Annotated in this window: 27 protein-coding genes; 23 read left to right on the top strand and 4 right to left on the bottom strand. The window is 31.4% G+C overall.

Annotation, left to right across the window (positions count from 1 at the left end; genetic code table 11):
• Positions 1-320: 320 nt before the first annotated feature.
• The 21 genes from dhaK (at position 321) to ACJAX4_RS03545 (ending at position 18,801) form a co-directional block, all read left to right on the top strand.
• Positions 321-1,319, top strand: a complete 999-nt coding sequence (gene dhaK, locus ACJAX4_RS03645) for a dihydroxyacetone kinase subunit DhaK (RefSeq protein ID WP_435788093.1) — start codon at positions 321-323, stop codon at positions 1,317-1,319.
• Positions 1,320-1,403: 84 nt separating this feature from the next.
• Positions 1,404-2,045 (top strand): dihydroxyacetone kinase subunit DhaL, encoded by a 642-nt coding sequence (dhaL, locus tag ACJAX4_RS03640; protein ID WP_435788092.1) that lies wholly within the window; start codon positions 1,404-1,406, stop codon positions 2,043-2,045.
• Positions 2,046-2,067: 22 nt separating this feature from the next.
• A complete protein-coding gene (gene dhaM, locus ACJAX4_RS03635) occupies positions 2,068-2,457 on the top strand; it encodes a dihydroxyacetone kinase phosphoryl donor subunit DhaM (RefSeq protein ID WP_435788091.1) in 390 nt (129 codons plus the stop codon).
• Between the two features lie 227 nt (positions 2,458-2,684).
• A complete protein-coding gene (locus tag ACJAX4_RS03630) occupies positions 2,685-3,848 on the top strand; it encodes a 1-propanol dehydrogenase PduQ (RefSeq protein WP_435788090.1) in 1,164 nt (387 codons plus the stop codon).
• A 208-nt stretch (positions 3,849-4,056) separates the two neighbouring features.
• The gene (locus ACJAX4_RS03625; RefSeq protein WP_435788095.1) at positions 4,057-5,169 is read left to right on the top strand and encodes a sensor histidine kinase; all 1,113 of its coding nucleotides are present in this window, start codon (positions 4,057-4,059) and stop codon (positions 5,167-5,169) included.
• A 50-nt stretch (positions 5,170-5,219) separates the two neighbouring features.
• Positions 5,220-5,924, top strand: coding sequence for a response regulator transcription factor (locus ACJAX4_RS03620; RefSeq protein WP_435788089.1), 705 nt, complete (start codon positions 5,220-5,222; stop codon positions 5,922-5,924).
• A gap of 400 nt (positions 5,925-6,324) precedes the next feature.
• Entirely contained in the window at positions 6,325-7,158 is an 834-nt protein-coding gene (pduB, locus tag ACJAX4_RS03615) for a propanediol utilization microcompartment protein PduB (RefSeq protein WP_435788088.1), read from the top strand.
• Between the two features lie 72 nt (positions 7,159-7,230).
• Positions 7,231-9,786: a glycyl radical protein gene (locus tag ACJAX4_RS03610; protein ID WP_435788087.1), complete on the top strand. Its 2,556-nt coding sequence runs from the start codon at positions 7,231-7,233 to the stop codon at positions 9,784-9,786.
• 38 nt (positions 9,787-9,824) lie between these two features.
• On the top strand, positions 9,825-10,754 hold the full coding sequence (locus tag ACJAX4_RS03605; protein ID WP_435788086.1) for a glycyl-radical enzyme activating protein: 930 nt from the start codon (positions 9,825-9,827) through the stop codon (positions 10,752-10,754).
• 45 nt (positions 10,755-10,799) lie between these two features.
• Positions 10,800-11,348 (top strand): BMC domain-containing protein, encoded by a 549-nt coding sequence (locus ACJAX4_RS03600; RefSeq protein ID WP_435788085.1) that lies wholly within the window; start codon positions 10,800-10,802, stop codon positions 11,346-11,348.
• 22 nt (positions 11,349-11,370) lie between these two features.
• The gene (gene eutM / locus ACJAX4_RS03595; protein ID WP_435788094.1) at positions 11,371-11,655 is read left to right on the top strand and encodes an ethanolamine utilization microcompartment protein EutM; all 285 of its coding nucleotides are present in this window, start codon (positions 11,371-11,373) and stop codon (positions 11,653-11,655) included.
• Positions 11,656-11,697: 42 nt separating this feature from the next.
• The gene (pduA, locus tag ACJAX4_RS03590) at positions 11,698-11,976 is read left to right on the top strand and encodes a propanediol utilization microcompartment protein PduA (RefSeq protein WP_435788084.1); all 279 of its coding nucleotides are present in this window, start codon (positions 11,698-11,700) and stop codon (positions 11,974-11,976) included.
• A gap of 154 nt (positions 11,977-12,130) precedes the next feature.
• Positions 12,131-12,787: a phosphate propanoyltransferase gene (locus tag ACJAX4_RS03585; RefSeq protein ID WP_435788083.1), complete on the top strand. Its 657-nt coding sequence runs from the start codon at positions 12,131-12,133 to the stop codon at positions 12,785-12,787.
• A 6-nt stretch (positions 12,788-12,793) separates the two neighbouring features.
• Positions 12,794-13,612 carry an ethanolamine utilization protein EutJ gene (eutJ, locus tag ACJAX4_RS03580; RefSeq protein ID WP_435788082.1) on the top strand — a complete coding sequence of 273 codons (819 nt, stop codon included), beginning with the start codon at positions 12,794-12,796 and terminating at the stop codon, positions 13,610-13,612.
• A gap of 13 nt (positions 13,613-13,625) precedes the next feature.
• Positions 13,626-14,384 (top strand): flavoprotein, encoded by a 759-nt coding sequence (locus ACJAX4_RS03575; RefSeq protein ID WP_435788081.1) that lies wholly within the window; start codon positions 13,626-13,628, stop codon positions 14,382-14,384.
• A gap of 8 nt (positions 14,385-14,392) precedes the next feature.
• Entirely contained in the window at positions 14,393-14,662 is a 270-nt protein-coding gene (locus ACJAX4_RS03570) for a EutN/CcmL family microcompartment protein (RefSeq protein ID WP_435788080.1), read from the top strand.
• 30 nt (positions 14,663-14,692) lie between these two features.
• On the top strand, positions 14,693-16,117 hold the full coding sequence (locus ACJAX4_RS03565) for an aldehyde dehydrogenase family protein (RefSeq protein WP_435788079.1): 1,425 nt from the start codon (positions 14,693-14,695) through the stop codon (positions 16,115-16,117).
• A 57-nt stretch (positions 16,118-16,174) separates the two neighbouring features.
• On the top strand, positions 16,175-17,032 hold the full coding sequence (locus tag ACJAX4_RS03560) for an SLBB domain-containing protein (RefSeq protein WP_435788078.1): 858 nt from the start codon (positions 16,175-16,177) through the stop codon (positions 17,030-17,032).
• Positions 17,033-17,038: 6 nt separating this feature from the next.
• Positions 17,039-17,518 carry a hypothetical protein gene (locus tag ACJAX4_RS03555; protein ID WP_435788077.1) on the top strand — a complete coding sequence of 160 codons (480 nt, stop codon included), beginning with the start codon at positions 17,039-17,041 and terminating at the stop codon, positions 17,516-17,518.
• Positions 17,515-18,063, top strand: a complete 549-nt coding sequence (locus tag ACJAX4_RS03550) for a BMC domain-containing protein (RefSeq protein WP_435788076.1) — start codon at positions 17,515-17,517, stop codon at positions 18,061-18,063. Before ACJAX4_RS03555 ends, ACJAX4_RS03550 begins: the two co-directional genes overlap by 4 nt.
• A 33-nt stretch (positions 18,064-18,096) precedes the next feature.
• Complete coding sequence (locus ACJAX4_RS03545; protein ID WP_435788075.1) at positions 18,097-18,801, top strand: MIP/aquaporin family protein; 705 nt, start codon at positions 18,097-18,099, stop codon at positions 18,799-18,801.
• Positions 18,802-18,998: 197 nt separating this feature from the next.
• Here the strand turns inward: ACJAX4_RS03545 and ACJAX4_RS03540 are convergent, their stop codons facing one another.
• Positions 18,999-19,166 (bottom strand): hypothetical protein, encoded by a 168-nt coding sequence (locus tag ACJAX4_RS03540; RefSeq protein ID WP_435788074.1) that lies wholly within the window; start codon positions 19,164-19,166, stop codon positions 18,999-19,001.
• Between the two features lie 750 nt (positions 19,167-19,916).
• Here ACJAX4_RS03540 and ACJAX4_RS03535 point away from each other — a divergent pair.
• Positions 19,917-20,087, top strand: coding sequence for a hypothetical protein (locus ACJAX4_RS03535; protein ID WP_435788073.1), 171 nt, complete (start codon positions 19,917-19,919; stop codon positions 20,085-20,087).
• 374 nt (positions 20,088-20,461) lie between these two features.
• Here ACJAX4_RS03535 and ACJAX4_RS03530 read toward each other — a convergent pair whose 3' ends face one another.
• From ACJAX4_RS03530 to ACJAX4_RS03520, 3 genes are all read right to left on the bottom strand, one after another.
• Positions 20,462-20,584 carry an accessory gene regulator B family protein gene (locus ACJAX4_RS03530; RefSeq protein WP_435788072.1) on the bottom strand — a complete coding sequence of 41 codons (123 nt, stop codon included), beginning with the start codon at positions 20,582-20,584 and terminating at the stop codon, positions 20,462-20,464.
• A 9-nt stretch (positions 20,585-20,593) separates the two neighbouring features.
• On the bottom strand, positions 20,594-21,043 hold the full coding sequence (locus ACJAX4_RS03525) for a hypothetical protein (protein ID WP_435788071.1): 450 nt from the start codon (positions 21,041-21,043) through the stop codon (positions 20,594-20,596).
• Positions 21,044-21,191: 148 nt separating this feature from the next.
• The gene (locus ACJAX4_RS03520; protein ID WP_435788070.1) at positions 21,192-21,308 is read right to left on the bottom strand and encodes an accessory gene regulator B family protein; all 117 of its coding nucleotides are present in this window, start codon (positions 21,306-21,308) and stop codon (positions 21,192-21,194) included.
• A gap of 847 nt (positions 21,309-22,155) precedes the next feature.
• Between ACJAX4_RS03520 and ACJAX4_RS03515 the strand changes: the two genes are divergently transcribed.
• Positions 22,156-24,747, top strand: coding sequence for a polysaccharide deacetylase family protein (locus tag ACJAX4_RS03515; RefSeq protein ID WP_435788069.1), 2,592 nt, complete (start codon positions 22,156-22,158; stop codon positions 24,745-24,747).
• The last annotated feature ends 15 nt before the right edge of the window (positions 24,748-24,762 follow it).

Raw genomic sequence — 24,762 nt, 5'->3', positions numbered from 1 at the left:
GTCAACCTTTCTGATTATGAACACCTCATTTATACATTCTTGTGAGGTATATTCTACACTATATTTTTGTAAATTTGGGACATAATCAAAAACGGTATACTAGGACATTATCATAAACGAATTATAATAGTTTTTTTAATCACTTATTAATTATTGACAATTATATACAAAACAATTATAATTAATAGTGTTTATAGAAAAATATATTTGAGGTATACCAAATTCAGTTACTTATGATTAGGTCCAAACTGTAAACGTTATTAGACACGGGTTCAGATTACTTTAGGGAAAATAATAAAAGATGGAGTGGAGGAAAAGTTATGAAAAAATTAATTAACAATGTTGATTTTGTGGTGGAGGATATGTTAGGTGGTATAGTAGCTGCACATCCGGAGTATGTTAGAAAACTTGAGAATGCTAATGTTCTTGTTAGAACTACGGCCCCTATTAAGGGAAAGGTTGCTCTTGTTAGTGGTGGAGGAAGTGGCCATGAACCTGCACATGGTGGATATGTTGGAAAAGGAATGTTAGATGCTGCAGTAGCAGGTCCAGTATTTACATCACCAACTCCAGATCAGATTTATGAAGCTATAAAAGCAGTTGATGGTGGGACAGGCGTTCTACTTGTGATAAAGAATTATACAGGTGATGTCATGAACTTTGAAATGGCGAAAGACCTAGCTGAAATGGATGGTATTAAGGTTGAGAGCGTAATTATTGGCGATGACGTTGCTGTTGAAAATAGCACATTTACAGCTGGTAGAAGAGGAATAGCCGGAACAATATTTATTCATAAAATTGCCGGCGCAAAAGCCGAAGAAGGCGGAAGTGTTCAGGAAGTAAAGTCTGTAGCTGAGAAAGTTATAGCAAATGTAAGAAGTATGGGCATGGCACTTAGCTCATGTATTGTGCCTGCTGCAGGTAAGGCAAATTTTACTTTAGATGAAAATGAGGTTGAAATAGGTATGGGTATACACGGTGAGCCAGGTACTCATAGAGAAAAGTTAAAGCCAGTTAGTGAAATAGTTGATCATATTGTAGGGAAAATTCTTGAGGATATTAAAATTAGCAGTGGTGATGAAGTTGCTGTGATAGTTAATGGCCTTTGTTCAACTCCTTTAATGGAATTATATATTGCCAATAAAAGAGTTAATGAAATATTAACTGAAAAAGGAATAAAAATTCATAAAACTTTTGTAGGAGAATTTATGACTTCCCTTGAAATGGCAGGATTCTCAATAAGTATATTAAAATTGGACACTGAATTAAAACAATTATTAGATGCACCTGCAGATACACCAGCATTTAAGTGTATCTAATTTAAAACATAGATCGTAAAATTTGGAAATAATGCAGGTAAAAAAAGGAGGTTTAATACCTCCTTATGGAAAGGAAGAATAAATATGAGTATAACCACAGTAAAGTTGGTAGATATAGTTAATAAAATAGCAGATGTAATGGATGAAAATAAGGCTTTTCTTACAGAGCTTGATGCAGTAATTGGTGATGGAGATCATGGAATTAATATGACTCGAGGTTTTAATGCGGTGAGAGAAAAACTTAAAATCAGTACCAGTGACAAGGCGGGAGATATACTTAAATCTGTTGGAATGACCCTAGTTTCTAATGTGGGAGGAGCAGCAGGGCCACTTTACGGTACAGCTTTTATGAAAGCTGCCGTAGTAGTAAATGATAATGAAACTTTAGATATTGTTGATTTTTTAAAAATAATGGAAGCAGCATTAGAGGGAATTAAACTAAGAGGTAAGGCCACTGTAGGAGAAAAGACAATGGTTGATGCCGTTGTTCCAGCTATTAATGCACTACAAGAAGGCGTAACGTCAAAACTTAATCCTGTTGAAATATTGTTTAATGTTAAAGAAGCTGCAAAAGCTGGAGTTGAATTTACAAAGACAATAGTGGCTACAAAAGGTAGGGCAAGCTATCTTGGGGAAAGAAGCATAGGACATCAAGATCCTGGAGCAACATCAACTTATTTAATATTGAACGTAATTTATGAAGAGGTAAAAAAACTAACAGAATAATTTTTTATAAGGAGAGATAGGAATGGTAGGAATGGTACTAGTATCTCACAGCCTAAAGGTGGCAGAGGGAGTAAAGGAGATTGCAATCCAGATGGCAGAAGGAGTATCAATTGCTGCAGCTGGAGGTACGGAAGATGGGAGAATAGGAACAGATATAAACAAGATAATTAATGCTATAAAAGAAGTTTATTCTGAAGATGGAGTTATAGTTATTTTTGACCTTGGAAGTGCATTTATGAATTCAGACATGGCAACTGAAAGCTTACCTTTGTATATGAAAGGTAAAGTTGAAATACTCGACACAGCTTTTGTTGAAGGGTCAGTTGTTGCGGCTGTTGAATGCAGTATGAATAAAGACATTAATGATATAAAGGATGCATTAAAACCCATGTGTCTTAATAAGATAAGGTAGTAATTTTAAAATAGGTTTAAAAATTACATATTATCTTTTTAAAATCTATAACGCTTTGAACTCGTAACTGAGTTTAGAGCGTTATTTTAACTTGAAGTATAGAAATAACTGCAAACGCATTTAAGATTTAAGTTCTTGAAAATTAACAGTTAATATAGTAATATGAATATAATTAGGAAAATGAAATATAAAAGCTATGCATTTCTGAAAAATAGAGGAGCATACATATGAAAACATTTAAAGTACCAGCAAAAATATTACATGAGGGGAATTCAATAAAATATTTAGAAGAGTTAAAGAGCGATAATGTTTTTATTGTTACCGATAAAGTAATGTTTGAGCTTGGAATGACAAAAGAGATAACGAAAATATTAGACAAGTTATTTATTAAATATGAGGTTTTCTGCAAAGTTGAGCCGGAACCTACTATGGAAATTGTAACAAATGTGCTTAAAAAATTCGTGAGCTTTAAGGCGGATACAATAATTGCTGTTGGAGGTGGTTCTGTAATTGATACCTCAAAGGCAATTATTTATTTTATGGACATGCTAAAAGATAAAGTAGAAGATGAAATTTTGCCAAAACCATTTTTTATAGCAATTCCAACTACTAGTGGAACAGGTTCGGAAGTTACCTCTTACGCTGTTATAACAGATTCGCAGGAAAATAAAAAAATAACATTAAAAGATAATGTAATGTATGCTGATGTAGCTATAATAGATGCGGAGTTTACAAAGACAGTACCATCATTTGTAATGGCAGATACTGCAATGGATGCGTTAACACATGCACTTGAAGCTTTTGTTTCTAATAATGCCTCTGATTGTACAGATGCATTAGCACAAAGTGCCATAGAGAATATATTTGAGCATGTAGTAAGAGTTTATAAAAATGGATTAGATACAATAAGTAGAGAAAAAATTCATATTCCATCATGTATGGCAGGTATTGCCTTTGAAAATGCAAGTCTTGGAATAAATCATAGTTTAGCTCATGCAATTGGAGCGGAATTTAAAATATCCCATGGTAAAGCTAATGCAATATTATTACCATATATCATAGAATTTAATTGTGGATTATTTGATGAAAACGAGTACAATACTTTTGAAACAGCTAAAAAATATGCAAAAATAGCTAATATATTAAGACTTCCAAATTCCGACTTTAAAGAAGGAGTAGTAATGCTTGTTAAGTCATTAAAGGTACTTAATAGTGAGCTCAATATACCACTTACAATAAAAGACTTAGGAATTAAAGAAAGCGTATTTAATGAATCTTTAGATGAGTTATGTGAGAGAGCATTAGATGATTTATGTACCTTAGGAAATCCCAGGAAAGCTACAAAAGAGGAATTGTGCAATATTTTAAAAACTGCATACTTAGGTCATTAATATGGAATGTTAAAAATAATAAAGGTAGAAGCTTTGCAACATTTAATTATGTTTTATAATTGCTCATATGGGGGGGATTAGTGTGCTGAATAATAAAAACCTTGACTTTAAAGATATAATTGACATAACTGTCCTGCAAGATATACAAGACAAATTTGGAATGATTACAGGTGTATCATTTATAACTGTAGACTTTAGATGAAAGCCAATAACAAAAGCATCTAATTTTTGTAGTTTTTGCAACGAATTAAGAAGACTTCCAGAGGGTTTAGAAATTTGTTGTAAATCTGATGCTCATGGAGGACTGGAAGCAGCTATTAGACAAAAGCCATATATGTACAGATGTCCAGCTGGACTAGTAGACTTTTCTGCACCTATAATTGTACAAGGTCAATATATTGGTGCTGTTCTTTGTGGACAAGTAAGAACAGAGAATGACAATTTGCAGAATATATTTGATATGGAACAAAACAAATGTATATGGACTGATAACCCAAAGCTCGTAGAGGCTTATAAGCAGACTACTTATATAGAGTATGAAAAACTTGAGGCTATAGCATCTTTAATTTATACAGTGGTTAATCAACTAGCAGAAAAATCCATGGTTAAGCTCATGGAAAAGGAAATAAACAATAATAACAGTAAGCTGGCAAAAGATAGAAAAACTATTTTAGAATTAGAAAAAGAACTTAAAGCATCAGAATTTAAGACAATTAGAACTCAAATAAATCCTCCTTTTCTATTTAATATACTAAATTCCATAGGAAGATTGGCTTTGATGGAAAAGGCTAAGAAAACTGAGGAAGTAGCTTATACTTTGGCAGAACTTCTAAGATACACTTTGAAAAGTACGGACAAGAAAGTGATACTACAAGAAGATATAGAAAATCTATTAAGATATTTAAAAATCCAAAGTGTAAGATTTGGTGATAAAATAAAATATAATGTTGAAATAGAAGATGAGGTTAAAAAAGTTAAAATACCAGCAATGATACTTCAACCATTTATTGAAAATTCTATAATTCATGGAATTCAACCTAAAGAAAAGAAAGGTCTAGTAAGAATAAGTGCACGCATGATAGACAATGATGCCGTAGTAACTATTGAAGACGACGGGGTAGGTATTAGTAAAAATAAACTTAAGAATCTACTAAATAGTAGGAAATTGAATTCAAATGAATCAGAATCAACATCTAGAGGAATGGGGATATGTAATTTAAATGATAGAATGATATCTTATTATGGAGAAGAATATAAAATTGAAATAGAAAGTAAAGAAAAAATTGGGACTAAAGTTAAAATAAAGATCCCTATCTTGTAAATGAGATACTATCCTGTTAATTATAAATAATGCAATGGGGTTGATAGAGTATGTGTAAAATATTGATTGCAGATGACGAGTATTTAGAAAGAGAAGCCTTGAAAATGATTATAAATAGTGAAATTCAAGGCAAAATTGAATTTATTGAAGCAATAAATGGTAAAGAGGCACTTGAACTTAATTCACGTTTAAATCCGGATATTTTAATTCTAAATATAAAAATACCATTAATTAATGGACTTGAGGTAGCGGAAAAAATAAGAACTAAAGATAAAGATAAGATAATCATCATATTCACAGCTTATGATGATAAGAATTATATTGAAAAAGCTTTGAATATAAAGGTGAATGAATACTTATTAAAACCTGTTAGACCTGAAAAAATAATCGAAGTGTTACAAAAGTATATAACTTCTGATAGATTAATTTGTACAAGCCAAGAAATAGAAAATGCATTAGTGTATATAGAAGAAAGATATAGAGAAAATATTAGCTTAGATGAGGTAGCTAAATATATAAATTTAACTCCTAGTTATGTAAGTAAATTATTTAAGAAAAAATTAGGTGTAAATTTTAACACTTATTTGACTACAAGAAAAATTAATGAAGCCAAAAGAATGCTTAAAGAAGAAAATGAAAACATTAATGAAATTGCTTTTATAGTTGGTTATAATGAACCAAATTATTTCTGTAAAGTATTTAAAAAAATAGAAGGTATAACACCTACGAAGTTTAGACAAAACATTGCATATTAGAATTAAATAGAGATAGGTATAAAGCTTAAATATAAAAGGCATACAAACTATAAAGGATTATGAAAACTTAAAAAGTTTTCATAATCCTTTATAGCGGGTATGCCTTCTTTTTTTACTATGGCTAGAATACGAGATTTGAACATATAAAACATATTCTAAGGAAGTATGAATGTATAAAATAATACGTTTATAGTACAAAAAAGTATCATTATGAATTTACAGTGCATAAAAATACAGTTGCAATGAGTGTAATTGTTTACATACAAATGACTAATAAGTATTAAAAGTGTTTTTAAAATTCTGATAATATTTACTTATAAAAGAAATACGTATTTTTATATATTTACATTTCCTAGTGATAAATATTAAAAATCAAATAGACTTTATGGAGGTGCTTATTTTGAAAGATGAATTAATTGAACAAATCATGTCAGAAGTAATGAAGAGTATGGGGAAAAGTGATGAAAAATTAGAAGCAAATGAGGTTAAAGAAAACGTTTTAGAGGAACTTACTAAGAAAGAAGTGGAAAGTTCTACTAGTAAAAAATGTGGACTTACAGAATTTGTTGGTACTGCTATAGGCGATACAATAGGTCTAGTAATTGCAAATGTTGATTCCGCATTACATGAGTCAATGAACATTGATAAGAAATATAGAAGCATTGGAATTATTGGAGGAAGAACAGGTGCTGGCCCTCAAATAATGGCTGCAGATGAAGCTGTTAAGTCAACTAATACAGAGATAATAGCTGTTGAACTTCCAAGAGATACCAAAGGTGGAGCTGGACATGGTAGTTTAATAATATTCGGTGCAGATGATGTTTCTGACGCAAGGCGAGCAGTAGAAATTACTTTAAAAGAATTAGATAGAACATTTGGAGATGTTTATGGAAATGATGCAGGACACATAGAGCTTCAATATACTGCAAGGGCAAGTTATGCTTGTAACAAAGCTTTTGGAGCACCAATTGGTAAAGCTTTTGGAGTAATTGTAGGAGCACCAGCTGCTATTGGAGTACTTATTGCAGATACAGCAGTCAAAGCTGCTAGTGTTGATATAGTTGGATTTTGTTCCCCAGCACATGGTACAAGCTTTAGTAATGAATGTACTACTTTAATCAGTGGAGATTCTGGAGCTGTTAGGGAAGCGGTAATTGCAGCGAGAGAAGTTGGAATACAAGTGCTTGGAACGTTAGGCGAAGCTCCACAATCAACAACAACTCCTTATATTTAACATAATAAAAGAGTTAAAGAATTGAAAATAGCTTAGTTAATAATAAATTATTTTAAGGGAGGAAATTTTAATATGTACGTTTTACAATCAGGATTTAGTAAACCTACAAAGAGGATAGAGGAATTAAAGGAACAAATACTTACAGCAGTTCCATGCATTGAAGTTGATAGAGCGTTATTAATAACAGCTTCATTTAAAGAGACAGAAGGGCAATCTGCAATAGTTCGTAGAGCTAAAGCACTTGAAAAGATATTAAATGAAATTCCTATTATCATAAGAGATCAAGAACTAGTGGTTGGAAGTTTGACTCAAAACGCAAGATCATCTCAAATTTATCCTGAGTTTTCAAATAAATGGATTAAAGATGAACTTGAAACTGTAGGAAAGAGAAAAGGAGATTCATTCCAAATTACTGAAAAGGCAAAAGAACAACTTACAGAAGTATTTGAGTATTGGGAAGGTAAAACTACTAATGAACTAGCTACATCTTATATGTATCCAGAAACCATTGAGGCAATGAATGAAAACGTATTTACAGTTGCTAACTATTATTTTAATGGAGTAGGACATGTATCTGTAGATTATGCAAAGGTTTTAACAAAAGGATATAAGGGTACTATTGAAGAAGTTGAATTAGCAATTAAAGATGCTGATAAAGAAAACCCTGAATACATTAAGAAAAAAATATTTTGGGATTCTGTAATAGTTTCTTGTAAGGCTGTTATAAATTATGCCCATAGATATGCAAAGCTCGCAAGAGAGATGGCTTCAAAAGAATCTAATTCGGTTCGTGCTAAGGAATTATTACAAATAGCTAAAAATTGTGAAACAGTACCTGAAAACGGAGCAACTAATTTTTATGAAGCTTGCCAATCATTTTGGTTCGTTCATGCAATTATAAATATAGAATCAAATGGACATTCTATTTCTCCAACTAGATTTGACCAATATATGTATCCATATTATGAGATGGAATTAAATTCAGGGAATTTTGATATAGATAAAGTTCAAGAACTTATTGATTGTGTATGGGTTAAATTAAATGATCTTAATAAAGTTCGAGATGAAGTATCAACAAAGGCATTTGGTGGATATCCAATGTTCCAAAACCTATGCGTAGGTGGACAAACTAGAGAGGGCAAAGATGCAACAAATGATTTATCCTATATGTGCATGGATGCTACAGCTCATGTAAGTTTATCAGCTCCATCATTTTCAGTAAGAATATGGAATAAAACTCCTAATGAATTTTTATTAAGAAGTTGTGAACTAAGTAGACTCGGACTTGGCATGCCAGCATTCTATAGTGATGAAGTTATTATTGCTGCATTAGTCAATAGAGGACTCACAATTCAAGATGCCAGAGAGTATGGAGTTATTGGTTGTGTTGAACCTCAAAAACCAGGTAAAACAGAGGGATGGCATGATTCAGGTTTCTTTAACTTAGCAAGGCTTCTTGAAGTAACTATAAATAATGGTATGAGTAATGGAAAACAAATTGGACCTAAGAGTGGAGAATTTGTAGAATTTAAGTCAATTGAAGAAGTTGTTGAGGCTTACCAAAAACAAATGGAATACTTTGTTTATCAATTATCAGTTGCAGACAATTGTGTTGATATTGCTCACGGAGAGAGAGCTCCATTACCATTCGTATCATGTATGGTGGATGACTGTATTTCTGCTGGTAAATCACTTCAAGAAGGTGGAGCACATTACAACTTTACAGGACCTCAAGGTGTTGGTGTTGCGAATGTAGGAGATTCTTTTGCAGCTATTAAAAAGCTTGTATTTGACACTAAAGCAATAACTTTATCACAATTGAAAGAAGGTCTTGACACTAACTTTGGTGAAGGCGAAACTGCTGAATGTACTAGCGGTAGTGAAGAAGATTTAACATATAAATTAATTATGGCTGAAGTTAAAAAAGTATTATTTGAAAATGATCAAATATCTGCAGACAAGATAAAGGAATCAGTAAATATCAATTTAAATGAGACTTTAAAAAACAAAGCTTCAAAGCTTGACCTTGAGGATTTAAGGCAAATGTTAATTCATAGAGCCCCTAAGTTTGGTAATGATATTGATGAAGTTGATGAACTTGCAAGACAAGGAGCACTTATTTACTGTAGAGAAGTTGAAAAACATAGAAATCCAAGAGGTGGTACTTTCCATGCAGGATTATATCCAGCATCAATAAACGTTCTATTTGGTGATCTTGTTGGAGCGACACCGGATGGTAGAAAAGCACATGAAGCGTTGGCTGATGGCGTATCTCCAGTTACAGGTGCTGATAGTAATGGACCAACTGCTGCTATAAATTCAGTAGCTAAATTAGATCATTTTATTGCATCTAATGGTACTTTATTAAATCAAAAATTCCATCCAGGTTCAATTCAGGGAAGTGCAGGACTCGATAATTTAGCATCACTTGTTAGAAGCTTTTTCGATCAAAAGGGTATGCATGTACAATTTAATGTAATTGATAAGGAAACTCTTGTCCTAGCGCAAGAAAGTCCAACTAAATATAGAGATTTAGTAGTTCGCGTTGCTGGATATAGTGCACAATTTATCTCTTTAGATAAAGCAATTCAAGATGATATTATAAAAAGAACAGAACAAACTTTTTAAATATAAGATTCAAGTATTTCTAAAAGGAGGAAAAGTTGATGCTGATAAAAGGAATTAACTATAAACAAAGTGGCACAATTTTCAATATGCAGCGCTTTTCTATTCATGATGGACCAGGTGTTAGAACAATAGTGTTTTTTAAAGGATGTACTTTAAATTGTGATTGGTGTAGTAATCCAGAATCCCAAGATCCTTTTATTCAAATTATGTTTAATGAAAAGAATTGTACTGGGTGTGGAAAATGTGTAAAAGGATGTCCTGTAGGCGCAATTGATAAAAATCGACCTGGAAGAATAGACAGAGATGAGTGTATAGGGTGTGGAACTTGTGCTGACAATTGTTATCCAGGAGGTTTTACGAAATCTGGAGAAGAAACTACAGTGGAAAAGGTAATAACTGAACTTAAAAAAGAAACTGTTCAATACAGGCGCTCGGGAGGTGGAGTTACATTATCCGGAGGAGAATCACTTATGCAACCAGAATTTGCAATTGAACTATTAAAAGCTTGCAAAGCAATGGGATGGCATACAGCAATAGAAACTACTGCATATGCCAGTGCTCAGGTGATAGATAGGATTATTCCCTTTGTTGATTTAGTACTTTTAGATATAAAACATTTAGATAATGAAAAACATAAAAAATATGTTCATGTAAGTAATGAGCAAATAATTGAAAATGCTAAAAGAATATCAACATTAGGTAAAGAGCTCATCATAAGAGTACCTGTTGTTCCAGAATTTAATTGCGATGAAACTAGCATAACGGATATTGCAAAGTTTGCGAAAAGTTTAAATGGAGTAGAGCGGTTAGATTTATTACCATATCATAAGCTTGGAGCCAATAAGTATGAGAACTTAGGACGAGATTACACAATGGGTAAGGTCATTAATACACCTGATGAGGATACTATGAATAAGTTCAAAAAAATAGTAGAAGGATTTGGTCTTGAATGTACTATTGGAGGCTGAAGATAATTCCAAAGCTTAGTCAAAAGTGAGGGAGGTGGGGAGGCTATGATTAAACTTTCATTAGGTATTATAGAGACGGTTGGGCTTGTGGCAGCAATTGCCGCAGCGGATGTTGCACTTAAAACTGCAAATGTTTATCTTATAGGTTATGAGATATCAAAAGGAGATGGACTCGTTACCGTGAAAATACAAGGTGATGTTTCAGCTGTAAATGCAGCAATAAAATCTGCAAAAGTATCTGCTGCAAAAGTAAATACTGTCTTAAGTACAACTGTTATTGCTAGGCCGGATGAGAAATTGGTCAAGTTGATAATTACAGATGAGACGGTAGGATTAGAAAGATCAAATGAAAACTTACAGAAAGATAAACCTTCTGTAAAAGAAGAAATTAATATAGAAGATACTTACGAGGTATCAGAGGAAATAGATAAAATAGATAAAATAAATATCGAGGATATAGATAAATCAGAGGAAATAGATGAAATAAATATCCAGGATATAGAAGAAACAAAGGCAACTTGTAATTTATGTATGGATCCAGCGTGTCCTAGAAAAAAAGGTGATCCTAGGAATGCTTGCATCCATCATAACTAAATAAAATTAAGAGGAGGATTTCATTATGAATGATGCATTAGGAATGATAGAAACAAAAGGTTTAGTTGGAGCAATAGAGGCAGCAGATGCAATGGTAAAAAGTGCAAATGTAAATTTAATAGGATATGAAAAGATAGGATCAGGACTAGTAACTGTAATGGTAAGAGGAGATGTTGGTGCAGTAAAGGCGGCAACAGATGCAGGTGCTGCTGCAGCAAGAAATGTAGGAGAAGTAGTATCAATTCATGTAATTCCAAGGCCTCATGGTGACACAGAAAGTATTTTACCTAAGACACTTACAGTATAGTTAACAAATAGAAACTAATAAATGATTAGAGGAGGATTTTTTATGAAAGATGCATTAGGAATGATAGAAACTAAGGGATTAGTTGGGGCAATAGAGGCAGCAGATGCAATGGTTAAAAGCGCAAATGTAAATTTGATAGGATATGAGAAGATAGGATCTGGACTAGTAACTGTAATGGTAAGAGGAGATGTTGGTGCAGTAAAGGCAGCAACAGATGCTGGCGCTGCAGCAGCAGAAAAAGTTGGAGAAGTGGTATCAGTTCATGTAATTCCTAGACCACATATTGATACAGAAAAAATATTGCCAAAGACACTTGCATAGTAGTTAATACTAAGTTATAACATATAATGCACGATTTAAAAGTGGAGATCTACTAAATTTTAATTCATAAATTATGTAGAAATTCAATTTTGATTGTGCATTATAAATTATACAGTGATTAAATAATATAGTTTTTATAAAGGAGAATTTTCACATGGCTAAGGAACCTATAGATATAGATAAAGTTGTACTACAAGTGATAGATGAAGTTAGAAGACAACTTAAAAAGACTGATGATGAATTAATTCCTGTAGGCGTGTCGAATAAACACATTCATCTTAGCCTTCATGATTTAGAAATATTATTTGGAAAAGGATACGAATTAACTAAAACAAAAGATCTTCAACCAGGTCAATATGCTTCAAAGGAAACTGTTGAAGTAATTGGAACTAAAGGATCATTTAACAAAATAACAATACTTGGACCAACAAGAACTGAAACTCAATTAGAAATTTCAATTTCAGATAGTTTTACACTTGGTGTGGATGCACAAATTAGAGAATCAGGAAATATTAAGGGCACTCCTGGAATATTTTTAAGAGGACCAAAAGGCGAAGTTAGGATAAATAGTGGTGTAATTGTGGCTTCAAGGCATATTCATTTATCTTCGAGTTATGCAAACAAATACGGATATAAAGATGGAGAACTAGTATCTGTAACAACTAGCGGTGCTAGGAAAATTACGTTCCATAATGTAACTTTGAGGGTATCTGATAATTTTAGACCAGAAATTCATATCGATGTAGAAGAAACTAATGCATCAGGACTTAAGAATGGAGATGCTATAAAGATTTCAAGAGAGGTGGTTTAAAAGGTAATGAGTTTAGAAGACGCTAATAAAAATCTTGAGATTTTTCAAAATTTAATAGACCTCGAAAAATGCGGAAATTTTAAAGGTAATCTAAAAGTTGGTGTAGACCTTGGAACTGCAAATATCGTAATATCAGTTGTCGATGAAGATAATAAACCAATAGCAGGAGCTTCAAGCCCAGCCACAGTTATTAAAGATGGACTTGTTGTAGATTTTATGGGAGCTGTTGAAATAGTAAGAGATCTTAAGTCAAAGGTAGAAACAATACTCGGCCAAAAGATAACCTGCGCTTCTTGCGCTATTCCACCAGGGATAGATCCTGCCGATGCGAAAACTATAGCAAATGTACTTGGTTCTTGTGAGATTGATGTTGTAAATATACTGGATGAACCAACCGCTGCAGCCTTGGTACTTGGAATTCTTGATGGCGCTGTTGTAGATGCTGGTGGAGGAACTACAGGAGTTAGCATTTTAAAGGACGGAAAAGTATTATACACTGCTGATGAACCAACTGGAGGCATCCATATGAGTTTGGTTATAGCGGGGAATTATAAAATACCTGTTGAGGATGCTGAAATACTTAAGAAAGATATTAAAAAAGAAAAAGATAATTCTATGTTAGTAAGGCCTGTAGTTGAGAAAATGGCACACATTGTAAAAAGACACCTCAATGGATATGAAGTGAAGAAAATATATGTAGTAGGTGGTGCCTGTAGTTTTAAAGATTTTGAAGAAGTATTTGAGAGTGTTACAGGTGTAGAAACTGTAAAACCTAAGAGGCCACTTTTAGTTACACCCTTAGGAATTGCAATGGGATCTATTTAGTGAGGTGATAACTATGGATTTAGAAATGCTTGTTAAGCTGATTACAGAACAGGTATTATTAAAAATTGGTAATGAAAATAATAAAAAAGTACTTGTGATTTTCACGGGTTCAACAATTGGACTAGAAGAAAGTTTAAGCGAATTAAAAAAATTAAAAGAACATGGTTTCAAGATGAAAGCAGTACTATCGGAATTTTCAGAAAACATAGTGGATATGAGCGTATTAAATGAATTATTTGATAAAGAAGATATCTATATTGATGATAAATGTAATTATAATGAGGAAATTTATAATGAAAATTTTGACCTTCTCATAGGAGCAAATTTAACAGTAAACACTTTATCAAAAGTAGCACTAGGAATATGTGATACACTTCCGACTAGGTTAATATCAAAATGCATTCTCAGTGGAACTGAAATAATAGCCGTTAAAGATGCATGTGATTTAGATAACTTGAATGGAAAAAAAGTTGGATATAAAAATATACCTCCTGCATTTGTTAATATGATTAAAGGATATTTAGATAGATTAGAATCATTTGGCATAAAACTTCTAAATTCAAATAATGTTTTTGAATATGCTACAAATAGAGTAGATAAAGTTGAAAATTGTAATAATGCCGAAGTTGAAATAAATAAGAAAATAATTTCTAGAGAAGATATTGCACTAAATAGTAAAAGCAAGAAGATATTAGTTCCGAAAATTTCCATAATAACATCTCTGGCAAAAGATCTATGTGATGAAAAAGGAATAAAAATAATAAAAAGGTAGGTATATATATGTATTTAGCAAAAGTTGTTGGATTAGTAGTTGCTACAACTAAAAATGAAAAGCTCATAGGAAAGAAAATACTTATAGTAGAAGCAATTAGTACAGACTATATGCCCCTTGGAACTAGAGAAGTTGCAATAGACACTGTAGGAGCAGGTAAAGGAGAAATTGTACTTGTAACTAGTGGGAGTGGTGCATCAAAAGTATTTGATGAAGGTAATAGTCCCATAGACAGAGCTATAGTGGCGATTATAGACAATATTGATGTTACCGATTAATTAAGACCAAATGAGAGGAGAAAAGTTATAATGAATGATTATAATGTTTTAGACATAGAGAAAATGGTTAAAAGTATAGTAAAAGATTTGAAAATGGAAAAGGGTAAATTAAAGGAAGATGAATCAAAAGATGATGAGGTAGATAGCTTTGGTATATTCGAAGATATGAATGAGGCTATTAAGGCGGCAGCTCAGGCGCAAACATTATATTTAAGATATAGTTTGAAAAAAAGAAGTGAAATAGTCAATTCCATAAGGGTAGATCTTCTAAAAAATATCGAGCAGCTAAGTAAAATGGGTGCTGAAGAAACTGGTATGGGAAGATATGAAGATAAAATTTTGAAAAATAAGCTTGCTATTGAAAAAAGTCCAGGAATAGAAGATTTGAAACCAGAAGTTGATACTGGTGATGGTGGGCTTACTCTTTATGAGATGTCTCCATTTGGAGTTGTAGGAGCCATAACACCTTCAACAAATCCTACAGAAACTATAATATGTAATTCTATAGGAATGCTTGCGGCCGGAAATTCAGTGGTGTTTTCACCTCATCCATCAGCGAAAAATGTTACTGTACTTATAGTGAAAATTATAAATAAGGCTATTGAAAAAGTAGATGGTCCCAAAAATCTTGTTGTTACTATAAAAGCACCAAGTATAGAAAGTACTAATTTAATGCTTGCTCATGAAAAGGTAAATATGATTTGTGCAACAGGTGGACCAGGAATAGTTAAAATAGCACTATCTTCAGGTAAAAAAGCAATTGGAGCAGGAGCTGGAAATCCACCAGTAGTTGTTGATGAAACTGCAGATATTGAAAAAGCAGCTATAGATATTGTTGATGGGTGTAGTTTTGATAATAACGTTCCTTGTATAGCCGAAAAAGAAGTTATAGTAGTTGACAAGGTGGCAGATAAGTTAATGGAATGTATGTCGAATTATTGTGCAATGAAAATAACAGATATCAATTTACTTAATAAGTTGGAAAAATTAGTTTTAAATGAAAAAGGGAAAATAAACAAAAAATTTGTTGGGAAAAATGCTGATTACATCATGGAGCATTTAGGAATGAAAATTGATCCTAGAATAAGAGTGATATTTGCAGAAGTAGATAAGGATCACCCATTTGCGGTAGAAGAACTTATGATGCCAATACTTCCTATTATAAGAGTTGCAAACGTTGATAAAGCCATAGAACTTGCTATTAAACTAGAAAATGGTAATAGACATACAGCTGTAATGCATTCTAAAAATATAGATAATTTAAGTAAATTTGCAAAGGAAGTTCAAACTACAATCTTTGTTAAAAATGCACCTTCTTATGCAGGAATAGGATTTGGAACAGAGGGACACTCAACGTTTACTATTGCAGGACCAACAGGAGAAGGATTAACTTCTGCAAAGACATTCACAAGAAAGAGAAGATGTGTTTTAGCTGATACTTTTTCAATTAAATAAATCTTTGCAAAAATATTACTTACAATAGAGAGATCTTAACTTTAAGGAGGGTTTAATATGGAGTTATTAGAGCAAATATACAAGGCGGGGGTTGTGGGGGCAGGTGGCGCAGGTTTCCCTACGCATATTAAACTAAAATGTAAAGTTGAATATCTCTTAGTTAACGCAGCTGAATGTGAGCCACTCATTGAAACAGACAAATACATTATGAGGCATAATGCGGATGAAATAATTAAAGCTCTTGATGTTATGGCAACACTTGTAGATGCTGATAAAGTCATAATTGCAATTAAAGAGAAATACAAAAATGAAATAAGCAGTCTTCAAACTGCAATAGAAAAGAATAATTCAAGGGTTGAATTCTTTTACCTTAAAAGTATTTATCCTGCTGGTGATGAGCAAGTCATAGTATATGAAGTCACTGGCAGAATAATTCCACCTGGAGGAATTCCACTAAATGTTTCTGCAGTAGTGTCAAATGTAGCAACAGTGAAAAGTATTTACGATGCAATGATGGGTAAAAGTGTTACAGACAAAGTTGTGACTGTAACAGGTGAGGTAGGAAACCCAAGTATACTTTTAGTTCCAATTGGAACTCCTGTTTTAAAATGCATTGAAGCTGCGGGTGGACTAAAAAATAAAGATTATTGTGTTATTATGGGCGGTCCTATGATGGGCAAAATATTAAGCCATGATGAAGTAAAGCAGAGAAGCATAACTAAAACTGATGGTGGAATAATTGTACTGCCTAAGGACCATTACATTAAAGAAAGAAAAGAAGTATCACTACAACATATTATTAATCAAGCAAAATCTGCATGCATTCAGTGTCAATACTGCACACAAATGTGTCCAAGGTATTTGCTTGGGCACCCACTAAGACCGCACAAAATCATGAGAGCAATTTCAATGTAAGAGGATATGACGCAGGAAGTTTTTCGTAGTGCGCTAATATGCTGTGAATGTGGAATATGTGAGATGTATGCATGCCCTATGGGTATGTCACCTAGGCAAATAAACATAATGGTTAAAGATAAGTTAAGACAAAAGGGAGTTAAATTTAAGACCGACGAGCAAATAACTCTAAGTGAAGAAAGAGATAACAGGCAAATACCAGTTTCAAGGCTTGTACAAAGACTTAACTTGGGTAAATACTCAGAAATTAAATTTGTTGATAAAGCTATTGTGGTTGTGGCTCGTAAAGTCAACATACCACTTAAACAACATATAGGTAAACCTGCTAAAGTCGTTGTATCAGTGGGTGATGTGGTTAGCAAAGGACAATTCATTGGTGGAATAAACTTACAAGATATGGGAGCTAATATTCATGCAAGCATTGATGGAAAAGTAACAGACATATCTGAGAATATAGTTATTGAAAGTAGTGAGGTGATATCATGATTAGATCAATAGCCCTAATAGAGCTTAATAGCATAGCAAGGGGAATTGGAACAGCGGATGCAATGCTTAAGTCTGCTGATGTAAGACTCATATTTTCAAAACCTGTTTGCTGTGGGAAATTTATAATACTAGTTACTGGAGAAGTTGCGGCAGTAAAAGTTGCAAAGGAATCAGGTGTTAATTATGGTGGTCAATATGTAGTTGATGACATCTTAATTTCGAGTGTTCACCCAGATGTTATTAAAGCTATTAATTGTAATGAGACAATAGATAAAGTAGATGCGCTTGGAATAATAGAATTTTTCTCTATTGCGGCGTCAGTTATCGCTGCCGATGCAGCTGCAAAATCAGCTCAGGTTAAGTTAATTGAAGTAAGACTTGGAATGGGAATTGGTGGTAAATATTATTTAACTTTAACTGGTGACATAAGTTCAGTTAAAGCTGCAGTTGAGGTCGGTGCAAATGCAGTAGCACATACAGGGATGCTACTTAATAAAGAAGTTATTGCAGCACCAATAAAAGAAATATTTAATAATTTATTATAATCTAGAATTAATATTTAAAAAGGGGTGTATAATATGTCAATTTATTTAGCTGAATTTTTGGGAACTGCAATACTCATATTCCTAGGAGATGGGGCAGTAGCAAATATGGTTCTTAATAAATCTAAAGCAAACGGTGGTGGTTGGATTTCAATAACAACAGGATGGGCACTGGCCGTTGCCATTCCAGTATTTATTTTCGGAAGCATATCAGGAGCACATTTCAATCCTGCTTTAACTCTAGGATTTGCAGTAATTGGAAAATTCGCTTGGGCTAAGGTTCCCGGCTATATTCTAGCCCAAGTACTAGGGGGTATATTCGGTGGTTCACTAGTATACCTTTTCTTCCAAAAACATTTTGATGCAACTGAAGATGCAGATGCTAAAAGAGATGTCTTCTGTACATCACCTGCAATAAAGGGTAATCTTAATAATTTTCTTTGTGAGTTTATGGCTACATTTATATTTATATTTGCACTACTCGGAGTAGGAAATACAAAGATGGTTAATGGATTTGCACCACTAATTGTAGGTGGAATAATATTGTCAATGGGGTTATCACTCGGTGGAACAACTGGATATGCAATAAACCCTGCTAGAGATTTAGGACCAAGAATAGCGCATTACTTAATGCCAATAAAAAATAAAGAAGGTTCGAATTGGTGGTATGCATGGATTCCAGTATTAGGACCAATATGTGGTGGCATAGCTGCTGCACTATTTTTTAAAGCAATATTTTAATATTATAAATATTTAAACAGAGTAACCTCAGCAACCTGTGTTGAAATATAACAATAGAACCTTTAGGTTTCATTAATGCGGCATCTGGCTATGGTTATTCCTCTAATCTAAAATTTTCAAAAAAACCAATAATGATTAACTAATTTATAGTTAATCATTATTGGTTTTTTGTTTTTTATTCTACTAAAATGTAAATATTATTTTTTACATTTCAATATATTGAATATAGCTATCATAGCTACTATAAATATAATAATAAATTTCACATCACTCAACCATATCAAATTAGTTTTTCTTTGTACTATATCTAAAAATACAAACATAGTAACGCAAACAATCATTAATATAACAATTATTTTATTCATAAATATATCCTTTCTTATAATCTTATTTTTATCTAATATGGGGGGGGGTAGTAACTGAAATGAAAAGGGGAGATTTATTATGAGTTTACCAAATAGTTCAAAAGTTACATTCTGTAAACGAGGTGTTTGCTATTCTTGGAATGATTGGGTTCTTACTGGATCAGGCGTAGATATTGGTGTATAATAAAATTTTAAATTTAAAGTAGTTTCCAAATATAATGTATAATTGTCTATCCCATTCTCATAGTAATATCCAATTTTCAACTTAAAAAATATTTTATACTACATAGTATTAATAGTACGCCAAATATTCTTCTTATATAGATACTCCACTTGAAAAGTAACATGCCGCCTAATGAGTTAGACGAAAATAAATGATAAAAACCAACAAAAAATAGTATTGTATACAAATAAGAAGGGTAAAGCCTCATAGATATATTTTTTTTATAAACAAGTAATCCAATAAGAGCTATACAAAGAATAAAATAAAAAGAAACTAATTTTTTTTTGTATTGCGATTTAATAGTTATTCACCTCCGTATGCTAATTGTAATATTTTCAATTAAATATCATCTTTCAAAATCAAGTATTACAAATTGTTTAGATCAATTTACTTAGTATATTTCTAACTCTATTGAGTTACAACATAGACTGGATTGGTGGTTTAAACCCAATGAGATATTCAAATATAGAAGTTCAAACATGATTATAATAATATAATTTTCATGCTCAACGGATATATAGAAAACAATGATTAATGATAATATAAATATATCTCTAGAAATTTTAAATGATATAAATTCAGATTCTATAGACCACTTAGATCTATGTAGAATTATAGGAATACTTTTAGATAATGCTCATGAGGCTGCTAAAACAGTAGTGAAAAAAACATGGCAAACAGTGGTCTGGCGGAAATAAGGTACCAGTTAAAATTGAATGGTCATCGCATAAAGTATAATAAATTAAAATATATTAGTTAATCTTATCTTTTCTAATAATATACAATTTAATCATAATAATAATGATAATAAATATTATATAAAGAAAAATAACAAAAAATACCGTGGTGTAAAATTTACTAATATTCATGGGCCGCCCATTAATAATTGAGAGTAATTATAGTCTATCATAGTAGTTAGAAAGCAATAAATATATATAAAAACTAAATAAAATAAAGTTGAAAACAATAGTTATAAAATGAAGCTTTTTCAAATCTTCCACGCTCGCTCCTATCCTATTTTTAAAAGTTTGTTCTTTGTGGACTAAAAGGCCCTTAGTTGGAACATTGTGAATTAGGGCATGCTGTTAAAAACACCAAGTAAATATCCTATGCCTAAAATAATAGGAAGCTTGGTAAAATTCATAAACAGAACTTCTAATCCATATCTTACTTCAACACTTCTTAGAAATTGCATGGAGAATTATTAAAATGATTCATAAAACTTTTTTATAAACTCTATATCCAATTCTTTATTTACTACTCTATATGGGCCATAAAAACCATAGTTACTTTTAATTATTAAATATTTCTTTCCAATTATTACAAATGTAATAATTGCATCATTAGAATCTTTAATCCTACAAGCATAAAACTCTTCATTATCAAGTTCTCTAGTACCTTTCCAGGGAATTCTAATATATTTATATTCCTTTATTAAGTCAATTAATTTCTGAATTTTATCAGGGTCATAACTTTCAATTTCAGTACCATTATCAAGTATTGAATATTTATGATTAATGTTTAAATATACAGGCTTTAATTCATCAATATTTTTTACACCCAGTATTCTATAAATATCTCTTGGCCAAAATATAAACGATATTAAAACGATAAAAATCATTAATCCTATGAAACATATCTTTCTTATTTTCAAAAAATCCCTCCTAATATTAATATTAAAATCATCATGAATCATTAGCTTTTTATATAATATACATTTCTATTATACTATAATTAACTTATTAAGAAAATTATTGATGTAACCATACTTATAATTTTTAGTTGTTTTCTTATTAAAGAATCTAGATAAGGCTACTTGTCCTAAAATCCAAAGATAGATATATGGATCCAAATATCATAACCAGCATAGATAAGACACATTTATAGTTTTTTCTAGCATGTATCCCTCCTGCAAACATTCTTATATATAACTCGCTACTTTCATACTGAATTTTTCTGATATTTTCATATCCGTCTACTTCCTTGTAATTTCTTAGTTCCTATTATTAAATTTAAAGGATAAGTAAAACAATGTCAACCCAAATAGGTTGAATGAATCATTTAATGATAACTAACCATTTAACAACGAAAATGTTCTGTTCAAGTGAAGTGTATTTATTTAACCAATGATAATCTTTATTATTACATTTAGGGTGTTTTTGCCTATCCCCCCGAAAAGGTATATTAACATCTTAATATGAGACAAAGTTAGCAATACCAATGACTTCTTAGAAGGAACTTAGATTACCGTTTAATTCCTGTTGGTGTAATATTCTTAAAAGTTCAGGCTATAAAATATCGTCACTATTTTATCTTAACGAAATAAATCAATATCAACATTTTTCTAAAACATAGTCTTAATCTAAGGAATATGATAATAGGAGCGAATTATATTGGAAAATAAAAGAAAAGTACATTTCATGGGTATATGCGGAAGCTTCAATTTAAAAGGCCTATGGAGTGGACTTAAAGGGTTATTTGGCCAAGGTAAACTCAGTTAGTGGTGAATTGAGTGAGCTATATTTAAGATTGCTTCGTGTATATTAGTGTGGGGATTGATTAAGGGAATGCCAAAGCAATTTACCAAGGATAAACTTTTTAATACTGGGATTTAAACATCTGAGAATTATTTTATAATCTATTTTGTATTATTAGCAAGCAATAGCTAAAACCTATTGCTCGCTATTTTATTTTTTTGCCTTTTTTATATACGTTTTACCTTAGTAATAGTATAATTAATTAAAATTTAAATTTACGAGGTGTGATATGACAACAAAGCGTATAATTATTGGTATTTCTATTTTATTAGCTATTATTTTTATAGGTATTTTTATACATGAAAATTATAATATAGATACTAGCTCAGGAGAAATAAATATAGTTAAAAAAAGCAAATATGATGCATCAAAGGAAATTAAAAAGGCAATAAACACATTTAGTATTAGTAAAAAGGTTGAGGTTATATCAAATATTAATACATCATCAAATATAGTAGCATTGTCATTTGAAGGACTTAGTAATAAAAATACTATAGATAAAATAATACATATGCTAGACCAATATGAAACTAAAGCAACATTTTTTATTCCTGGAATTAAGGCAGCAGAGGATTCTAGTATAGTTGAAATAATTGAAAAAGGTGGACATGATATCGGAAGTGGTACCCTTTCTTCCACTAAGAATATGGAAAAGTTATCTAAAGAGGATTTAATCACTGATTTTTGCAGCACTAATAAAATCTTAAAATCTATAACTGGAAAAAATCCTGTTTTACTAAAATGTAGCTCTACAATTTATAACCCTAATATCTTAGCAGCAGCTTATGCGTCAGGGAATAAGTATGTTGTTTCTAGTAACCACTATTTAAGTTATCAGAGTTTTAAGAATTATGGTGAAGCGTATGGTTATATAAGTAATTTAGAAAAAGGAACAATAATATCTATTAAATTAGATGGAGTTCTTGATAAATTTGAGTATGGAGAAAAGAATGAAGAAGAGAAACCTGCAATAGATAAGCAGGCTGGTATAGATCAGGGAAAAGATAAAGTGGAAGAAGAAGCTACTATTATTCAAATAGTAGAATGGATTCTGAAATCTATAGATGAACAAAACAAAACTGTTATAAAAGCAGCAGAACTTCCCAATGCTATAGAAAATAGTAAACCTCACATAGATGATGAAAGCAATGAAGTTCAAAATAATGTAAAACCAGTAAATGATGAATATACTGAAAATAATAAGAATACGCAGAACAATACAATAGACAACAAAGTAGTTAAAAATGACAAAGATTCAGTTGATTTTAAAGAATTATTAGGAAAAAACAATAAAAAACTTGTTCCTGTAATTTCGAAAGTTTATACAACGCAAAGGTCATTAGCATACACATTTAGGGGATTAGGTAATGAAACTAGTTTAGATAAAGTATTGAAAACTCTTGAAAAGATTAATGCTAAGGGAACATTCTTTGTAACAAAAGACGAAATATTAAATTATCCAGACAGAATAAATAAAATAGTAAGTAAGGGTCATGAAATTGGAAATGGGGGAATAACAACTAGTTCCGATTTATTAAGTAAGAGTGCAGAAGAAATTTGCAGAGAAATATATGAAGTGGATAAATTATTAAAAGAAAAAGGATTAATTACAAATGCATATATGGCAGGATTCGGGTATGCAGATGATGAGATTCAGGAAGCAATGTCTACAATGAAAATCATTCCTTCTTTTAAAAATTACGAATTATTTACCTACTCAATGTCACCAATTATTTCTAAATATAAAGATATGAATGCAGCAGAAATTACTGCTAGTTATTTCGATGTAAATTCATATGTATCACTCCAAAAAGGGGAAATAGTCTATTTTAGATTGGATTCAGATTTATTTGAAAATGATGATACTATTCCTAATTTAATTGAACTTGTAACTAAAAATTATGTTCAAAATGGGTATGTTAATAAATACAATAAAGAATTACAATCATATGATTTAGTTCAAAAGCCATTAGGATATTTAGTAGTGAGATTAAGCGATTTGCAAAAGACTATTGAAACATCATCAAAGTTTGGTAGATACGATATTATAAAAGATCCAATTCCATTGAGCAAAAGATCACTTGAAGATGCAATAAGTATGATAAAAACTAATTATATAGGTAATGAATATGTAGATTTAAGTGACTTTAATGAAGAGGAAAAATTATCTCTTGATAAAAGCGGAACCATTGATACAAATGGTGAAAATGTTATATTCTTTACCTTTGACGATTGGGGAGGGGACCCAATTATTAATGAAATATTAGATGTATTAAATAAACATAAAGTAAATGCAGGCTTCTTTGTAGTAGCAAAATATACAGATATTAATAGTGAGATATCAAATACTAACCCAAACCTACTTAGAACCATTGCAATAAACGGACATGATATAGGAAGTCATAATTATAATCATGAAATTTTAGAGACTGATAAACAAGAGCTTGAAGCTTCCTTAATTAAATCTTATGCTGTTATGGCTAAAGTAATAGGGGATTTACATTCATTAAGACCATATTTTAGACCACCTACTTTACTTTTAAAAAGAGATGGGTTAAATGCTGTATTTGAAAGTGGTTATAAATATTCTATTAGTGGAAATATTTCAACTCATGACTATGAAAAGACTTCTGCACAGGAAATTGTTAATTATATAGAAGGTGGACTAGTTAAAGGAAAGGGGAATGTAGTTGTAATGCATATGAATGATCAAAGCTATTACACTGCAGAAGCTGTAGACATATTCTTAACTAACAATGAAAAAGGATTATATGGAGAAAAATATAAAGTTGCAAAGTTAAGTGATTATTTGGAAAAATAATGATAATCTTGTGAA

The organism is Clostridium sp. (genome assembly GCF_051278035.1).
Taxonomy (GTDB): Bacteria; Bacillota; Clostridia; order Clostridiales; family Clostridiaceae; genus Clostridium_AD.
This window is presented reverse-complemented; position numbering and strand designations above follow the sequence as displayed.

Bases quoted from the DNA above. Each gene is read 5' to 3' on its own strand.
- dhaK (WP_435788093.1), top strand. From the start codon at position 321: ATGAAAAAATTAATTAACAATGTTGATTTTGTGGTGGAGGATATGTTA.
- dhaL (WP_435788092.1), top strand. From the start codon at position 1,404: ATGAGTATAACCACAGTAAAGTTGGTAGATATAGTTAATAAAATAGCA.
- dhaM (WP_435788091.1), top strand. From the start codon at position 2,068: ATGGTAGGAATGGTACTAGTATCTCACAGCCTAAAGGTGGCAGAGGGA.
- ACJAX4_RS03630 (WP_435788090.1), top strand. From the start codon at position 2,685: ATGAAAACATTTAAAGTACCAGCAAAAATATTACATGAGGGGAATTCA.
- ACJAX4_RS03620 (WP_435788089.1), top strand. From the start codon at position 5,220: ATGTGTAAAATATTGATTGCAGATGACGAGTATTTAGAAAGAGAAGCC.
- ACJAX4_RS03610 (WP_435788087.1), top strand. From the start codon at position 7,231: ATGTACGTTTTACAATCAGGATTTAGTAAACCTACAAAGAGGATAGAG.
- ACJAX4_RS03605 (WP_435788086.1), top strand. From the start codon at position 9,825: ATGCTGATAAAAGGAATTAACTATAAACAAAGTGGCACAATTTTCAAT.
- ACJAX4_RS03600 (WP_435788085.1), top strand. From the start codon at position 10,800: ATGATTAAACTTTCATTAGGTATTATAGAGACGGTTGGGCTTGTGGCA.
- pduA (WP_435788084.1), top strand. From the start codon at position 11,698: ATGAAAGATGCATTAGGAATGATAGAAACTAAGGGATTAGTTGGGGCA.
- ACJAX4_RS03585 (WP_435788083.1), top strand. From the start codon at position 12,131: ATGGCTAAGGAACCTATAGATATAGATAAAGTTGTACTACAAGTGATA.
- eutJ (WP_435788082.1), top strand. From the start codon at position 12,794: ATGAGTTTAGAAGACGCTAATAAAAATCTTGAGATTTTTCAAAATTTA.
- ACJAX4_RS03575 (WP_435788081.1), top strand. From the start codon at position 13,626: ATGGATTTAGAAATGCTTGTTAAGCTGATTACAGAACAGGTATTATTA.
- ACJAX4_RS03570 (WP_435788080.1), top strand. From the start codon at position 14,393: ATGTATTTAGCAAAAGTTGTTGGATTAGTAGTTGCTACAACTAAAAAT.
- ACJAX4_RS03565 (WP_435788079.1), top strand. From the start codon at position 14,693: ATGAATGATTATAATGTTTTAGACATAGAGAAAATGGTTAAAAGTATA.
- ACJAX4_RS03560 (WP_435788078.1), top strand. From the start codon at position 16,175: ATGGAGTTATTAGAGCAAATATACAAGGCGGGGGTTGTGGGGGCAGGT.
- ACJAX4_RS03555 (WP_435788077.1), top strand. From the start codon at position 17,039: ATGACGCAGGAAGTTTTTCGTAGTGCGCTAATATGCTGTGAATGTGGA.
- ACJAX4_RS03550 (WP_435788076.1), top strand. From the start codon at position 17,515: ATGATTAGATCAATAGCCCTAATAGAGCTTAATAGCATAGCAAGGGGA.
- ACJAX4_RS03545 (WP_435788075.1), top strand. From the start codon at position 18,097: ATGTCAATTTATTTAGCTGAATTTTTGGGAACTGCAATACTCATATTC.
- ACJAX4_RS03540 (WP_435788074.1), bottom strand. From the start codon at position 19,166: ATGAATAAAATAATTGTTATATTAATGATTGTTTGCGTTACTATGTTT.
- ACJAX4_RS03535 (WP_435788073.1), top strand. From the start codon at position 19,917: ATGATTAATGATAATATAAATATATCTCTAGAAATTTTAAATGATATA.
- ACJAX4_RS03530 (WP_435788072.1), bottom strand. From the start codon at position 20,584: ATGCAATTTCTAAGAAGTGTTGAAGTAAGATATGGATTAGAAGTTCTG.
- ACJAX4_RS03520 (WP_435788070.1), bottom strand. From the start codon at position 21,308: ATGTTTGCAGGAGGGATACATGCTAGAAAAAACTATAAATGTGTCTTA.
- ACJAX4_RS03515 (WP_435788069.1), top strand. From the start codon at position 22,156: ATGACAACAAAGCGTATAATTATTGGTATTTCTATTTTATTAGCTATT.